The sequence below is a fragment of the Halanaerobium hydrogeniformans genome, assembly GCF_000166415.1.
Lineage (GTDB): Bacteria > Bacillota > Halanaerobiia > Halanaerobiales > Halanaerobiaceae > Halanaerobium > Halanaerobium hydrogeniformans.
This window is the reverse complement of record NC_014654.1, coordinates 269,854-286,201: the sequence shown is the minus strand read 5'-3', so window position 1 is coordinate 286,201 and position 16,348 is coordinate 269,854. Positions and strand designations below refer to the sequence as shown.

The 16,348-nt window shown below is 30.8% G+C and carries 13 protein-coding genes and 1 pseudogene; 4 read left to right on the top strand and 10 right to left on the bottom strand.

Annotation, left to right across the window (positions count from 1 at the left end; all coding sequences use genetic code 11):
- Positions 1 to 54: 54 nt before the first annotated feature.
- The 6 genes and pseudogenes from HALSA_RS01245 to HALSA_RS01220 form a co-directional block, all read right to left on the bottom strand.
- The gene (locus tag HALSA_RS01245) at positions 55 to 1,179 is read right to left on the bottom strand and encodes a glycerol dehydrogenase (RefSeq protein ID WP_013404829.1); all 1,125 of its coding nucleotides are present in this window, start codon (positions 1,177 to 1,179) and stop codon (positions 55 to 57) included.
- Between the two features lie 229 nt (positions 1,180 to 1,408).
- Complete coding sequence (locus tag HALSA_RS12295) at positions 1,409 to 4,162, bottom strand: diguanylate cyclase (RefSeq protein WP_013404828.1); 2,754 nt, start codon at positions 4,160 to 4,162, stop codon at positions 1,409 to 1,411.
- Positions 4,163 to 4,680: 518 nt separating this feature from the next.
- Positions 4,681 to 5,235, bottom strand: a complete 555-nt coding sequence (locus HALSA_RS01235; RefSeq protein WP_049773805.1) for a YecA family protein — start codon at positions 5,233 to 5,235, stop codon at positions 4,681 to 4,683.
- A 146-nt stretch (positions 5,236 to 5,381) separates the two neighbouring features.
- Positions 5,382 to 6,742 (bottom strand): annotated as a pseudogene (locus HALSA_RS13285) (DDE-type integrase/transposase/recombinase).
- Positions 6,743 to 6,805: 63 nt separating this feature from the next.
- Positions 6,806 to 7,519, bottom strand: coding sequence for a DUF4238 domain-containing protein (locus tag HALSA_RS01225; RefSeq protein ID WP_013404826.1), 714 nt, complete (start codon positions 7,517 to 7,519; stop codon positions 6,806 to 6,808).
- A gap of 44 nt (positions 7,520 to 7,563) precedes the next feature.
- Positions 7,564 to 8,565, bottom strand: a complete 1,002-nt coding sequence (locus tag HALSA_RS01220) for a DUF2971 domain-containing protein (protein ID WP_013404825.1) — start codon at positions 8,563 to 8,565, stop codon at positions 7,564 to 7,566.
- Between the two features lie 378 nt (positions 8,566 to 8,943).
- Between HALSA_RS01220 and HALSA_RS01215 the strand changes: the two genes are divergently transcribed.
- Complete coding sequence (locus tag HALSA_RS01215; RefSeq protein WP_049773804.1) at positions 8,944 to 9,459, top strand: IS110 family transposase; 516 nt, start codon at positions 8,944 to 8,946, stop codon at positions 9,457 to 9,459.
- A gap of 32 nt (positions 9,460 to 9,491) precedes the next feature.
- Here HALSA_RS01215 and HALSA_RS01210 read toward each other — a convergent pair.
- Positions 9,492 to 10,759, bottom strand: a protein-coding gene (locus HALSA_RS01210) for an IS3-like element ISHahy4 family transposase (RefSeq protein ID WP_095522092.1) whose coding sequence is annotated in 2 segments (ribosomal slippage) — positions 9,492 to 10,459 and positions 10,459 to 10,759 — 1,269 coding nt in all. Because the reading frame shifts where the segments join, the coding sequence is not laid out codon by codon here.
- A 73-nt stretch (positions 10,760 to 10,832) separates the two neighbouring features.
- On the opposite strand from HALSA_RS01210, the gene HALSA_RS01200 reads away from it, so the two are divergent.
- A complete protein-coding gene (locus tag HALSA_RS01200; protein ID WP_041595744.1) occupies positions 10,833 to 11,999 on the top strand; it encodes a DDE-type integrase/transposase/recombinase in 1,167 nt (388 codons plus the stop codon).
- A gap of 14 nt (positions 12,000 to 12,013) precedes the next feature.
- Positions 12,014 to 12,769: an IS21-like element helper ATPase IstB gene (gene istB, locus HALSA_RS01195; protein ID WP_013404822.1), complete on the top strand. Its 756-nt coding sequence runs from the start codon at positions 12,014 to 12,016 to the stop codon at positions 12,767 to 12,769.
- 105 nt (positions 12,770 to 12,874) lie between these two features.
- Here the strand turns inward: istB and HALSA_RS01190 are convergent, their stop codons facing one another.
- On the bottom strand, positions 12,875 to 13,927 hold the full coding sequence (locus tag HALSA_RS01190) for a PIN domain-containing protein (protein WP_013404821.1): 1,053 nt from the start codon (positions 13,925 to 13,927) through the stop codon (positions 12,875 to 12,877).
- Between the two features lie 399 nt (positions 13,928 to 14,326).
- On the opposite strand from HALSA_RS01190, the gene HALSA_RS13105 reads away from it, so the two are divergent.
- Entirely contained in the window at positions 14,327 to 14,515 is a 189-nt protein-coding gene (locus HALSA_RS13105; protein WP_337998472.1) for a YvrJ family protein, read from the top strand.
- Between the two features lie 79 nt (positions 14,516 to 14,594).
- Here HALSA_RS13105 and HALSA_RS01180 read toward each other — a convergent pair whose 3' ends face one another.
- Together HALSA_RS01180 and HALSA_RS01175 are read right to left on the bottom strand one after the other, a co-directional pair.
- Entirely contained in the window at positions 14,595 to 15,131 is a 537-nt protein-coding gene (locus HALSA_RS01180; RefSeq protein ID WP_013404819.1) for a replicative helicase loader/inhibitor, read from the bottom strand.
- A complete protein-coding gene (locus HALSA_RS01175) occupies positions 15,118 to 16,191 on the bottom strand; it encodes a hypothetical protein (protein WP_013404818.1) in 1,074 nt (357 codons plus the stop codon). The genes HALSA_RS01180 and HALSA_RS01175 overlap by 14 nt, the downstream gene beginning before the upstream one ends.
- Positions 16,192 to 16,348 lie beyond the last annotated feature (157 nt).

Below are 16,348 nucleotides of genomic sequence, written 5' to 3'. Positions count from 1 at the left end.
ATGCCTCCTTTTTTAACTAAATTATCTATCTGACTTTTCAAGTGAAAGCCAAACTTATTTTTGATCCTTAAAATGTTTTCCTAAAGCATCAGCGGTTAAAATTGCTCCTAATACCTGTTCGGTGCTTACCTCAAAAGGTTCAGAATCTATTAGAGGTGAATTGATTACTTCTTCAGAAACAGCTTTTATTTTTGTTTTTACATCTTCTGTAATACCCATATCTTTTAGGGTAGTTGGCAAACCTATTTCCTGACAAAATTCAATTACTTTTTTAATTTCTGATTTAGATCTATTTTCTAAAACTAGCTGACAGATAGTACCAAATGCAACTTTTTCTCCATGATACAAATCATGACAGTCATCTAGAATTGTAAAGGCATCATGAATTGCATGAGCTCCAGCTACACCTGTACTTTCAAATCCTAATCCACTAAGCAAAGTATTAGCTTCAATAACATTCTCTAAAGCTTCAGTACATACACCAGCTTCAGCGGCCAATTTAGCTTTAACCCCTTCTTCCAGTAAAGTATTGTAAGCTAATTCAGCAATTGCTTGAGCAGTTAAAGTTCTTTTGTAACCATCTCCAACTAAATTGTTTGAGTTTGCTTCTTCGTTTGCTCTAGCTTCAAAATAAGTAGCTAAAGCATCACCAATTCCAGCTATTAATAATTTCACCGGAGCTTTAGCAACAATTTCGGTATCTAATAATACTAAATCAGGGTTGCTCTCAAAGAATATTTCATGACTGTGAACTCCTTCTTCTGTATATATTACGGAAAGAGCACTGGTAGGAGCATCAGTTGAAGCAGCTGTAGGAATTATAACAATTTTAGCATCTATATTGTTTCCAACAACTTTAATTGTATCTAATGTTTTGCCACCACCGATTCCAAGGACAACATCAAAATCTTTTTTTCTAGCAAGTTCTGTCAGTCTTTCAATTTCAGCTTCAGATATTTCTCCCCCAAATTCTTCTGTTTCGATAAATGAATCCGAATTGTTGTACTGTTTTTCAAGTTTTTTTGACATGGATTCATAAAAGTAAGGATCAATTAGGGCAAAAACATTTTCACCAAATTTTTCTGTATGCTCTGTAAGCCTATCCAGTTCTCCAGGACCCTGAATGTACTTGCCAGGTGAAGAAAAAGCTCTTGTTATAGAAGATCTTTTTGTCATCATTATCTCCTCCTTATAGAAATAATTGTGAAATTATTCACTATTATGATTAAAAAAATATCTTCTGTTTTTATTATAAAAAAGAACTATACAAGCTGTCAAGGTTATAAAGAGAATTAATTTCATAAAATTGTGAAATTAATTCTCTTTCAGCTAATCTTTCTATTTAAATAATATCTATCATTGCAAATCAAGAGGTGCTTTTGCAAATAGCCATATTTTTGAAAAAATCTTAAAACTCATTATTCATCATTTCTATGAATTTATCTGCTAATTCTGGATCAAACTGACTACCAGCACAACTTTTTATTTCCTTCAAAGCTTCTTCCATAGAAATAGCTTTACTGTATGGGCGATCATTAGTCATGACATCATAAGCATCTACTATAGAAATTATGCGAGCTAAATAAGGAATTTCTTCTCCACTTAAACCTCGAGGATAGCCGCTGCCATCCCAGTGTTCATGATGAGCTAATATATCTTCTGCTACCAATATGAACTCTTCAGATGCAGAAGCTATTTTATATCCCTGTTCTGAATGCTTTTTCATTATCATCCATTCTTTTTCATCTAGCTTAGCAGCTTTAGTTAATATTTCTTCTGAAATTGTGGTTTTGCCAATATCATGCATTGTCGCCAGCAATGAAAGCCTATTAATTTCAGAATAAGTAAGCTTTAATTTGTTACCGAATTTAACAGCTAAATCGCGCATTCTTAACGCATGTTCTTTGGTCTCATTGCTTTTTGCATTTAAACTGTTTAATAATCCCTGGACTATCCTGCTTTTAGTACTCCTGCTTTCTGATAATTTGTTTTGATACATATTGTCATCTGCTTTTTTGAGTATCTCATTGATATCTTCTGCAGAATCTTCTTTAATCGCTGAACCTAGAGCAATAGATATCGGAATATCTGCTTGATGATTTATCCGTTCTACTTTATCTTTAATCCGTTTTATTATCTTGCTTAATTGCTCTCTGTTTGTCTTAGGTAGCAAAATTGCAAACTCATCTCCACCCTGGCGGGCGGCAATATCTTCTTTTCGAATAGAACTTTCTAAAATTTTTGCTATCTTTTTTAGCAATTCATCACCTACATCATGGCCGTAGCTGTCATTGATTAATTTTAAACCATTAAGATCAGCCATAATAATACTGATTGGCAGCTGTCGTTTGGTATCTAACCTTTTTATTTCTTCTTCAAAAAACCTGCGGTTATATAAGTTAGTTAAGCTATCATGAAAAGATTTATATTCTAATTCTTTTTGATAGTAAAGTTTATCTAAAGCTGCTTTAGTATTTGAAATAAGAATTTCAGCAAGTTCTAAATCTTTTTGATTAAAACCATTTTTATTAGTAGATATAGCAAGAAAAACACCAATATCTTTAATAGGTACTGCTATAGCTGACCTATATGTTTTATCTGTTGGTTTAGCATCAGGATTTTCTTCTGCATCTAAAACAAGATAACTTTTGTTATTTTTAAATGCCTTACCAATAACTCCATAATCTAAAGACAATATTTCTGGTTTCATGCCCTCAGTAACAACTGCTGGAATAAATTTTTGGTCCTTAACTAAGCTTATGTGGGATAAATCGAAATCTAATATATCTCTGGCTGTTTCAATAGTTTTCTGACATATTTCCTTTTCATTATCAAGATTTTGAAACTCAATAGCTACTTTATGAAGTTCTTTTATAATCTGCTCATGTTTTTTCTGTTTAGAAATATCGATATGAACACCAAACATTTTATAAGGTTCACCAGTATCTGTTAACGAAATTAATCTACCACGAGCATTCAACCAAACCCAGTGCCCTTTTTTGTGTTTCATCCTAATATCTAAATCATATTGAGTTATTTCTCCTTTAAAATGGTCTTTTAAAAGCTGCTCTACTTTTTTCAAATCTTCTGGATGAGTCAACTCTATCCAGGTTTCAATAGTAATTGGCTTTAGTTTTTCTAATTCATAACCTAATATTTCTTCATATTTTTCGTTACAAATTATTTCACCTGTCTGTACATTCCATTCCCAGGTTCCTGCATCTGTTCCCTTGATTATAAAGTTTAATTTGTCTTTTTGCTTTTTAAGGTTTATTTCCTGTTCTTTTCTTTCAGTAATATCTTCAAATGAAGCCATCATACAAATTTCATGCCCATTATCATCTTTGACCAAACTTGCAGAAATTTGAATGTGAATTTGTTCGCCACTTTTCTTTAAAGCTTTTGATTCACCCTTCCACTTTCCTTTTTCTATGGTAATTTCGATGGCTTTTTTGATTTTATCGAATTCTGTTTCAGGGATTAAATCTAAAGGAGTAATTTTAGCATCATAAATTTCTTCGGGTGTTTTATGTCCAAACAATTTTAAAAATGAATCATTAACATAAAAGATTTCTCCCTGCATATTTGAAAATGCTATACCAGCTAAAGAATTTTCAATTGCTTTGTTTTTGATTTTCAATTCTTGTTGTTTGATCAATAAGCTAAAATCAGCTTCAATAACACTTCTAAATTCTTTCAATAATTGTCTGTTATCTTGATTTAAGTCCATACTTTTATCATCAAGAATACAAATTGTACCAAAAGACTTACCATCTGGCCAGTTAAGAGGTAATCCATAATAGGAAATCATATTTAAATTAATATCTGGATTGTCCTTCCAGGTTTCATCTTCTAAAGCATTTTTAATATAAAGTTCTTTATTTTTTGCAATAACGGTTTCACAGTAAAGACCATGGCCTAATGAATAACTACCGCCTGCCTTATAAGGGGTATCTTTGTTTTGACTATTTAAAAAAACCTCCATCGACCCTTGATTTATTTTCATTATTAAAGCAGCAGATACACCGATAATATTAGCTGCTATATTAATTAGATTCTGCCATTTACTTAAAAATTCATCTTTTATCTCTGGTTTAGCTGGATCTGTAATCATAACTTCTTTAAATTCCTGTTCTTCTTTTAAAAAAACTTTAGTCTTCACCTGGAAACCCCCTCTCAAGACCCTTTATATGTATTTTATTCAATGTAAATATGGGAGTACCTGTTTATTAACAAAATATTTGTTTTAAATAATTTTTTAAAAAGTTAAAATTCCTGGTTTTTGCATTTTTTTCGTCAGTCACCCAACAAAGGAAAATTAAAGTGAATTTTGGGTTACTTTCATCAATGATTTTTTAATCTGCAACTTACAGGAATGCTTCTGTGAATGTCCAGGTAATTATATTATGAAATAAATAAGCCGCATAATTTATAAGTGCGAGATTATCAATTTAGATGGCGACATCTACAGATTAATCTACAGAGAAAGCATTATTGGACATTCATAGAACGGTTACTAGGATTTGAACTCGTGGCTGGTTCTTTTAGGAACTGGAGTAAAGTTTACTTTTTTATATCCGTGATTGGTTAGCCTGCAAGCTTTATGGCAGAAGGCATGACGCCAATCCCATGCTAGGTGACGTTCCCCATGATTTTGATTATCACATTGTTAAAATATAATTATTCATAATAGATAAATTCACCTATGCTTTTTTCAAACATAGCATTTTTATTAACCACTATTTCATTTCTAGGATTTCTCATTTGAATATTATTAATAACTGACTTAACAGCATCATATTTATCTAAGCAACATCTTTTGAATTTTTCACCACTCCCACATAAACATTTATCATTTCTTCCTAAATCTTTATATTCAATCCATTTATGTGAAGTAAAAAAATCAAATATCTCTTTATCTTTCTTATAAAAAAAGACTTCTTTTTTTACTGTTGCATTTGAGACTTTACCTGAGCTATATTTTGCAATACTACCTATTGGGGAATGATAAGTATAATTTGATAATGCTTTTTTTAACAAGTTCTTTTTTTGTCCAACTACTTTTACATATGAGTTATTGATAATAGTATTGTTTATTTCTTCAACCTCTAGTTTACTTAAGTTATTTATCTTATTAGCTTTAATATAGCTAGGATTATTACCATTAAAATATACAGCATAAAATTTACTGATAACGTCAAATAAAATATGATAGTTACCATAAAATGTAAGCAAATAGTAATAGAGCACCACTAATTACGATTATAATGAAAATGATCAGAATGTCAAAAGTTTAAAGTTGTAAATAAAGTAAGAAAATGGTATTTAGTGATTATAAATATCTAAAGAGATAAAACATGATTTTTCTAAAAGATATTTAATTACCTATCAGTTTTGGTGATCCATCTGATAAGTTGGGCCCAGGATTCGATAGGCTGACCTCTTGCTCCTTCCACTATCAGTGGTGGTTTATCATTAAAGGAACTATGAGGTTTTAAATAATTAAAATAGAGCTGATAAAGAGTTATATGAGTAAGTGCACCATCAAAAGAGCTAAAGCTTTTATGGCGTTTGTAATGGGCTTTATAAGTACCGAAAAACCTTTCAATGATGTTTTTATAAGGTCTGTAAATTTCATCTGAGTTATCATCGTTAGCAAATAGCCCCTTAAGTTGTTTGTGGTCAATATTGGTTTTCAAAAACACTTTAGCAGCATGGACAGCAGCTCTGTAAATTGGAGCCATATCAGTAACTAGAACAAATTTTTGGTCTTGATATTGGTCGATTATTCTTTTTAAAATGGTTATTGCACCTTTAGCGTCGCGATTTTTAGAAAGATGCTGAGCGATAACACAGCCATTTTCACCATCTATGGCAGTAAAAAGATAATGCCAGCTGCCTTTTATTTTAATATATGTTTCATCAACAGCAACAATACCAGATAAAGGCAGATCAAGCTCATTGATTTTAGGAGCAAGTCTGTAAGCTAAAGAGACAGTCCAGTTTTGGATGGTTTGAGCTGAAGGTGAAACACCATAGGCAAGTTTAAGAGCTCTTCAGCCTGTCTTAAAGAAAGACCAAGACTGACATAAAAGTCAATAGCTTTAGAGATGGTAAAGTTTCCATAGTGAGAATTATCAAGGTTAACAGGTTCTTTATCAGGTCTGGAAACTTCAAGCTTATTGATATCAAAATTATAGGCTCTGTAGCGATAACGCTTATGTTCATTTTTCCATTTAGAACAGTCATCATTGCGGCATTTATACTTGGTAAAATGCTTGCGCTTTTTCTCTTTAGCAAGAGCATAGTTGCAGAAAGGACAGCGATATGTAGGGTGGTTCTTAGGTTTTTTAGGTTTCTTAGGAGCCCACTGATGTTTACAGAGTTTACACTGGAACTTTTGGTATCCATCTGGATCATGACCGAAACTGTAGAGATATTTTTTGGGAGCTCCACATTGAGAGCACTCCTCAACCTTTACAGTTAGAGGTTTATTGCGATTAACAGGCTGAATAGTTTCACCATTTTTTTCAGCTTCAGCTAGAATATCGCGATAGTCAACCTGATTATATTCTATAATAGGTTGTGGGTCATCAAAACTGTTAAATTTAGTATAACTATCATCGAGTTTATTATTGGGTTCAAAATCAACCTGGAAAAGTCTGGCGAAAAAAAGATAGGTCAAAAGAACAAAATTCATGATAGGTTTAAGCAGGAAATTAGGTATTTTTCGAGAAAACATAACTTACATCCCTTCCTTTCTGGGTCTAGTAGGTTGTGACTTTCTCAATTACTATTTACTAGCTCAGGGGGAGGGATTCCTTCTTTTTATGGAGATTCCTAGCCTGACAACTATGATAACTATTAATATTTTTGAAAAAACTATTAGATTTGACGTAACAAATTTACTTGATAAAGGAATAAAAATGATTACATCTTTTAGTCCTATATATCTATTATTAATATTTGTGAATCTGCCTTTAATCCCTAATGTTGCAGTAGAAAAATATTGATCACTCATAATAAAATCATTATCACTCTTAAGTATTGCAAACTTATAATTATTTATTATTACTTTTTTAAGAGTTTCTAAATAATTAGAATTTAATATGTTCTCAAGTAATAAAAATATCTTATTTTTCTTATTTTTTATATTATATGAAAACTCATGGAGTAATGCTCCACTCCTATAATAAAAGATTAAAAATTCTCTCATATAATATTCTATTTTGCTTTTGATTTTTTTAAAATTAGGATTTTCACTTTCCAAATTATTTATTAATTTATTTATTGCTGGGCAAATATAATTTTCTATTCTACTAAAAAATTTTTCTACTTTATTTATTTCAATTTTAGAATGCTCATAGATATATTTCTCTGACATTGAATTTGCATAATTGGTGGGATAGATTCTTTCTTTTTCAACTAAGCACTCATATACATGAGAATTATCATAAGCAAAGTTTTTTAAAATACCCCGAGATATATAATGTTGATTTTTAACATAGCTTTCTTCCATATTTTACACCTCAAAAAAATGTTTTTAACTATTCAAAAATCATATTAAAGATCTATCTCATCCCCAAAAGCTTCAATAGAGTTTGATATTATAGGAATTTCAACATCAAATGATTTGTTTATTTCTTTAATCACTTTAAATATCATGGAATCTTTATCTTCCAAAGGATGAATATAAACCTCATCAATAAATTGTTCCATACCAGTTACAATAGGAATACTAAAACTATCTTTATCAGGGTCAGGATCAACCACTTTATCATATATATCCTTTTTAGGATAAATAATCGTCCGCACTTCACTTTCATATTCATATTCTTTAGGTTTTATGCAAAATTGTCCAACATTAGCAGTCTTACCTTTCGTAAGAATACTTATAATTTTTTCTCTCGTTTTCTCATCTGGTTCTTTTAAGTCAGAAATATATTCAACCTCTGAAACATCACCCTCATACCCCTTATTATTTAAACAATCATCATTTTTTTCAATAATATCTTTTAATTTATTTATTTTAGTACGGATTGCTACAGATTCTTTTCCACCTCCAAATAATTTCCACATAGCCAAAGACATTTCATCAGCACTATACCAACAACTTATATATGTTGACTCTCTATGGGTCGCCGCCTGTGAAATATGTTCTTCTTTAGTTTCAGAGTAATTATTAATTTGCTTGCTCCATCCACTAACTAAGTTTTCTAAATGTTTTCTTCCTTTATGCTCTGGATTATTATTATGGTAGAATTTAAATCTTTCTAATGTTTCTTTGAGCCTATCATTTATCTCTCCTTCATTTAATGCCTTTATAACTTGGTTATATAATTGAACATTATTATTTGTTTTATCAAGAATTCTCTCTATTACTTTTTTATTTTCTTTCATTTTAGTCAATCTAATTTTGTTGGCAATCAAGAAAGAATGAAGTGCCCATTTTCCTTCTGTTTCATCGTTAAAACAAGATGCTTTTGGAAAATAAAGAGAGTCGGTTCTTAATAAATCAATATATTTTGCTAATGACATATATCTCCATATTGTTTTATTCTGCATAAAAATCCCCTTCTTATTTTATAAAATAATATATGCTCGTTAAATAATAATAACTAGTATGTCACCTAACGTTCCTGGGATTTGCGCTCGTGCCTGGTTCCCTCAGGAACTGGCGTAAAGTTTGCGTTTTCATATCCGTAATTGGTTAACCTGCAAGCTTTATGACAGAAGGCATGACGCCAATCCCATGTTAGGTGAAGTGCGGTGTTTTATTTAATTCTATTCATTAGTTACTACCACGGTGTTTTGACTTGTATCATTCTATAGGAGCATTCCTGTAATGAATAAAAATCAATATCGACAAAAAAATACCCCCTTGGTATAATACGGAGTATCAGAGGTCATTCTGATCTCTAAAAAACCAAGGAGGTATCTAATATGAATTATACTCAAAACAAAAAGATTATGCAAGTAAAAGTTTCAACACTGGTAGTGGGAGTGGATATCGCAAAGGATAAACATGCAGCAAGAGCCTTCAATTTTAGAGGGATAGAATATGATAAAGTAATCTTTTTTGAAAACAATGAAGCTGGTTTTAAGAAACTTCTAAATTGGATAAAAAAAGTAAGTGAGAAGAAAAATAAAACTGATGTAATAGTTGGAATGGAGCCAACCGGTCATTACTGGTTACCTTTAGAAGAATATCTAAGAAGAAAGACAAACTTTATGAGAGTAGTTGTAAATACTGCTCATGTCAAAAAGAGCAAGTCTTTAGATGATAATTCACCAACTAAAACTGACAGAAAAGATGCTAAAGTCATCGCCAAACTTGTAATAGATGGTAGATATTCAATACCGCATATGCCAGAAAAAGAATATGCAGATTTAAGAGTAGCAATGACTCACAGAGAAAGATCGGTTCAACCCCCTAAATATGGAAAATATGTTTGTTAAGCTCGCTCATTCTTAGTTTCTCATTTTTTGATTTAGGCGAGTACTGGTTCAGCAACTATTTTTTCTGCTTTAGCCAGTTTATAAAATTTTGCTGGAGGCATATCATTAAGACTGCCATGACGGTATCTGTTGTTATAATAATTCATATACTCACTGACTTTTTTATAGGCGTCAATAAAACTACTGAATTCATTAATTGAATAACAATCTTTTTCTAAAACCGAATGAAATGATTCTATATGAGCATTCATATTAGGTGTTCTAACTGGAATTCTCTGATGCTCTACCCCCAGTTTTTCACAGGTGTCTCCAAATAATTTAGAGACAAATTGTGGTCCATTATCTGTTCTAATTTTAGGCAAATTCATGCCTTTATACAGCTTTCTTTTATTTAAAGCAGCCTTTAATACCCTGCAGGTATCTTTAGCTTTACAGCTTAGTCCCAGGTGATAATCTATAACAGTCTTATCAAAGACATCAATTACTGACATCTGGAAAAAGAACTGATCTGTTCCATTTATGTAGCCGTATTTTAAATCCATCTGCCAGAGTTGATTTGGTTCTGTAATTTCTTCCTGTTTTGCAATCTTTTTAGGTCTAAATTTTTTGATTTTTCTTTGCGATCTTAATATATCCAGTTCTTTGCATAACCTGTATACTTTTTTCTTATTTATTTTCAAGTTATAGTCTTCTTTTAAACAGACTGTAAGTTTCCTGTAACCATAAGGGAAGCCATCTCCTGCAACCAGTTCTAAGAGCCATTCTTTAATCTGTTCATCAGATATTTTTTCACCTGATTCAGTTAGAGAATACCCAGGGACAGGTCTTCCTTGAGGATTATTGGAATTGCTGCTATTAGTACTTTCACTCTCAGTTTTTCTATTTATATTACTGTAGTAAGTGGAAGAATTAAGCCCAACAAAGTCTAAAACAATAGAGATTTTATACCCTTTATTTATCCACTTTGATGCAATCTGAACTTTGAGGGCTATCGGGGGTTTACTTTATCTCTCAACTCCCTTAAAATCGCTAATTCTAATTCTTTTTCTGCTACAATTTTTTTGAGCTTATCATTTTCATCGCTCATTTTACTTAATCTATTTTCTATCTCTTTCATTTGCTTTTTTTCATCTTTAGGAAGAGATCTAACTGATCCTGTTTCTTTAGCTTTTTTGACCCAGCTGTAAACAGTATGCTTAGAAATATTATGTCGTCTTGCTACAAGAGCTGTGTTACCTATTTCGCGACATTCTTTTACAATTTGTTCTTTAGTTTCATCGGAATATTTTCTGTTTGCCATTGGTGTTTCCCCCTTGTAATTAGAGTATATCACTTTCAAACTTTTTCTCCAATTCTGTTAGGGGGCTATATAGATGCAGGTTGATATGGGTGAAAAATGGGTCTACAAATCAGATAAAATCACCAGAGTTAAGCTCTATCTCATTGCCTTTGTTCTTTCTAATTCTCGCTTCAAGTATGTAGAATGGTTTGACAGACCATTAACTACAGCTGATGTAGTAGCAGCTCATGAAAATGTATTTGAATACTTTGAAGGTATGCCTAATGAGGCAGTATATGATCAGGACAGTTTAATCTTGTACAGTGAAAACTATGGTGATCTAATCTACACTCATCAATTTGCATCATACAGGCTTGAAAGAAAATTCAAGGTATATATGTGTAGGGCAGCTGATCCTGAATCTAAAGGCCGTATTGAAAATGTTGTTGGCTATGTAAAAAATAATTTTGCAGCTCATAGAACATTTATCAATTTAGAAAAGTGGAATGAGGATTGTCTTAAGTGGCTTGAACGCCGTGCTAATGGGAAAATACATGGCACAACGAAAAAAATACCAGCTCAGGTATTCACCGTCGAAAAGAAATACCTGAAGCCAGTATCCGAAAAAATTAAAAATAATTCTTCTGACTTAAGTATAACTTATCAGGTGAGAAAAGACAATACTATCCCGATAAAAGGTAACAGATATTCTGTTCCTTTAGGCACCTATCAAGGGCCTGAAAGCTATGTTAAAGTGCTTGAAGACAGTGATAAATACCTGATATATGATTTTGAAAGTACAGCTAAACTGGCAGAACATAAAATAATAAGAACTAAAGGTAAACTCTCTAAAAATAGAGATCACGGCAGAAAGAAATCTGATAATATAGACAAACTGATAGAAAAGATAACTTTTCTCTTCCCTGAACACAAAAGAGCAGATAAATTTTTATCCATAATCAGAAAAGAAAAACAGCGATATATCAGGGATCAACTGCTGGTAATAGAAAAAGCTTTAGAAGATAAAGTTTCTGAAACTATCACAAAAGCATTAGAATACTGTATAGGTAATAAACTCTACAGTGCCAGTGATTTTAGGGATATCATCAGTTATTACGATAAAGAAAAATTCAAGTCTAAAAATGATGATATTTTACTGGTAGCTGATAATATAGCCTTAAATGAAAAAGATAAGGCCAAACTTGCTGCTAAACCAGCAGTAAGAGATCTTGATGTGTATCAAAAGATATTTGACAATTAAATTTGGAGGTATAAATGACAACCACAATTGAAAATCTAAAAGATAAATTTAAAGTTTTAAAGTTAAAAAACGCCTCTGAAAATATATCAGAAATGTTATCTCATGCTGTTGAAAATGCCTTTTCTAGCGAAAAACTAATAGAATATATATTAGACCAAGAAATTAAAGCACGAGAAGCAGCTCGACTGGAAAAATACTTAAAACAGGCTGCATTCCCAGAGTATAAAACTCTGGCTGAGTTTAATCTTGAAGAACAGCAGACTTTATCTAAAAAACAGTTTAACCAGCTTAAAGAACTATCCTGGCTTGAGCGGGGCTACAACATAGTCCTGCTCGGACCTACAGGAGTTGGCAAGACATTATTAAGCATAGGTCTGGGAATTCATGCCATTAATGAAGGTTACAAAGTAATCTTTGCAGCAATCAGTGATTTAATTTACTGGCTTAAAACTGCTGAAATGATTAGATCTTCTAAGACTAAACTCAATAGAGTTTTAAAGTGTGATCTTCTAATTATCGATGATATCATGTTTATGGCAATGGAGAAACAGGAATCTAATCTATTTTTCCAGCTGATAAACAAACTGTATGGTCAGACCTCAATCATTATCACCTCGAATAAAGGTCCTTCAGATTGGGGTGAATTAATAGGTGATCAAGCAATTACAGCTGCAATTTTAGATCGCATAATTCATAAGTGCGAAATCATCAATTTAGATGGTGATAGCTATAGATTGACTCACAGAGAAACCATTTTTGGAAAATCTTAGGTGTAAAATCTTATTTAACGAAAAGTGTAAAATATTATTTGACATTCACAGCCAATCTCATGTTAGGCGAAGTTCATGACTAAAAATTAAAAATTTCATAATTATTTATAAATCTAAAGGTTCTTTAAATGTATATTTAATTTTTCTTTGTCCTGAATTTATTGTTGATAGTCTTGAATAAGCAGTTTTTTTATTAGGAATTGGACAATTTTCTGGAGTAGTTACTATAAATGAATTAAGTTGTAAATTTGAAATTGAATATTTTTTTATATCCAATAAGCATTCTCCTTCAACAGTTAATGTCCCGATCCATTCATCTTCATTTAAGTCATCAATTAAAGTTAAATCATAAGTAACATTGAAATTTAATGCTACTATTTTTGGTGATTCCGTTAAAAATGGTGAAATAGTAAAATTAGAAATTTCATTAATTTTTGCATTTTCTACTTGATTTTCAATTTCAGGAGTCAATAATTTCTCTATTAATTTAATAATTTTATGCTCATTCAGCTTAGGTGGATTTTGCTTAATTTCTTTTAAATAGTCTTCTATACTATGATAAATCCTTATATTAGTTCTATTTTTTTTAACTTCCTCTTCTAAATTCGAAGCTAACCCTTTATTATAACTTCTATTTTTAAAAAATGATTTATCTTCAGTTATAAAAATAATATTATATTTTTTACTAATTTCTAGGATTGATTCCCAAATAGCTGAATCTTTAAATTGTTGATTTTTATAAGAATTAGGTGCAGTTTCATCCATAACTCTTCCTAAAGCTCCTTTAGCATGTGAAAATTTAAAAGGTATTTCAAATATCTTTTCTTTCAATTCTTCTATTCTATCTTCAACTGCTTGCTCAAAATCTTCTATAGAAGGTAAATTATATTCATCTCTAGAACCAATTAATTTTTCAATTATTGAATATTGTTCCTTGATTTCTTTTGAAGCTTTCATCCCAGACTTTTTAGCATGCTTTTTCATTTCTAACTCTACAACTTCCGGCAACCCTAATAATAAATTATCACTTTTATATAATACATAAAGAAAAGCTGCTCCTAATATACTTCTCAATAACTTTGTCCTATAAATCCAAATATTTGTATCTAATATTATGCATGTTTTTTTGTCTTTACCCTTCTTTTTTATTTCATTCATATTAAACCTCCAATTATTAAACTAAGGAATTCCGCCTAACTCTAATATTCACGTACTAACTTTCGTGAATATCACCATTAGTTGTAAAATAATACTCCATAATTGATTTGAAGCTGAATTTTCTATATATTACTAATTCATTAATAAAACTAAAAGTCCTTTTTATAGTTAACGAAAAACAGAAATTCCATTTGCATTTGCCAAGCGAAAAATTAATTAAACCCAGCCTGTAATCCGAGAAATAACTGGAAAAAGATGGACGCTATAGTAAGCAGATTGATAAAAGCAAGAATTAGATATAAAAAACATAATTAAAGAAAATAATTTATATTTTTACTTTTATTTCCATTTAAAAAGTGATATAATAGATTAATAAAACATAAGTTCAAAAAAGGAGGAATGAAAATGGAAGAATTATTTAGCCTGATAAGCACATATGGTTTTCCGATGGTCCTCTGTATTTACTTGCTTATGCGTTTTGAAACCTTGATTCGAGAACTTAAGAAATCGATAGACACACTAATATTCATTAATAATTCAGACCGGTATAATAAAACAAGTCTTCAAAAACAAAAACACCTCCATTAATTGATTAAGCAGCCTCCATTATATAGAGGCCGCTAAGGGGTGGGGTAAATAAACCTGTATTATTTTATTGAATTTTTTGTCAACCCATATCACTGGAAATCAAAAATAATTCTTTTTTCAATCCCGGAGGAAGGTACTCTAAATCTCTATTGTGTCGATTGACTTCTTTAAAAAGTCTAAAGAACTGATTTTTAACATATACATTATTCTCCTCACTATGACAGATTGAAGCAAATCCTCCATAGTGTTCTACAGTTTCTCTAACTTTAGGAGGCAAGGATTCCATACCCTCTTTAGAATTATAATATCCATATTTTCTGACGGCACTTAAGACTAAACTCCAAGCCATACCTGGGCTCAGCTTTTCTTCTGGAGCTTTTTGAAGGTTCTTGACTTCTTTTATTATCTCTCCTACGGATGGAGGCCATTTAGAATTATTAATAACTAATTTTTTTGCTGCAAGATCTATTATTTCACGGTCATAAGATTTCAAAAAATCATACCAAACTTCTACCATCATTTTATTTTCTCTTTTATCGCTCTTAGGAAATTTCATTCTTCCAGAATAACAATTGCTTAAATAACTTAATAGTTCAATTATATTATTCTTCGTCATCATTTTGCTCCTCGTTTAAGTATTCGACATATAACTCGGCAAGCATATCCATTCTTTTCGTTGACTCAGATTTCCCGCTTTTGTTCATCTGGTTTTCAAGTTTAATAACCTGTTTTCTTAATTTTTTAGCACTTAAAATGTTTGAACTCCAAAACTCATCATCCTGACTAAAATCTATTATCTTTTTAATCTCTTGCCAGCTGTAACCTTTGTTATCATCTTTTTTAGCTCCAACAGGGCCGATATTATTAAGTTTTTCCATTTCTTTTATCCATTTAATGAATAAATCATTATTGAGGTCAATTTCTGGAACTCTCGCCCTATGGTTATTATCTTTTATCTTCTCTATCAAATATTTAGTTAACTCTAATGCTTGACTTTTTTGATTTTTCTTATAAAGATGGTCGTTAGATTTTAATTTCACATCATAAAAGCGATCATTTTCATCAATTTCAGTATTTGAATTAGCCAAAAATTTTTTTTGGCAACGTTCTTGTGATAGTTTTTGTTTTTGTGTTTGTGTTGTTAGTGCTGGAGTTAGTGATGGTGGATCAGTAATGGCATTATTAATACCATCGGATAAACCATTGTCTTCGCTTTTAAAGATATTATCTTTCTTATTTTGTGCTTCAGACAAAAGTTCATCTTCCAAGAATTCTAATAGAAACTCCTTGAATAATCTGCAGTATTTATCAGCTTGTTCTAAAAAATCGATCAATAAATAACTTGTTGGTAGAGCTTTTAATATTTTCAATGCTGCTTTTTGATGATTAGGATTATTTATTGATTGATATTTTAAAGCTTTAGTTATCATTATTACTGAAGTCTCAATATCATACCTTACGAAATCAGATTCAATAAGTTCTTCAAAGGCTTCTTCAACTTCTTGAGTTGTAAAATTTGTATCTTCAGAAACATATGATTTTGGTAATCTATAAATACCTTCAGAACTGCGATGTTGATTGGTTAAAATATAAAGGGCAATAAATATTGTGTTTTTGTCCCATCTTATAACTTTGTTACTTATCCAAAAATTTGACTGAACTTTATTATATTTCATAATAAACACCCTTCCTTATTATATTAAAAACACCGCACCTCCTTATTTAGTATTTTATTCTTTTATTTACTTTTTTTACCATTAAATTTATTATACCATTTCTTTTTTATGTTTTCAAGACCATTTTTTTGTAATTTTATTCATAAAAAAACAGCTC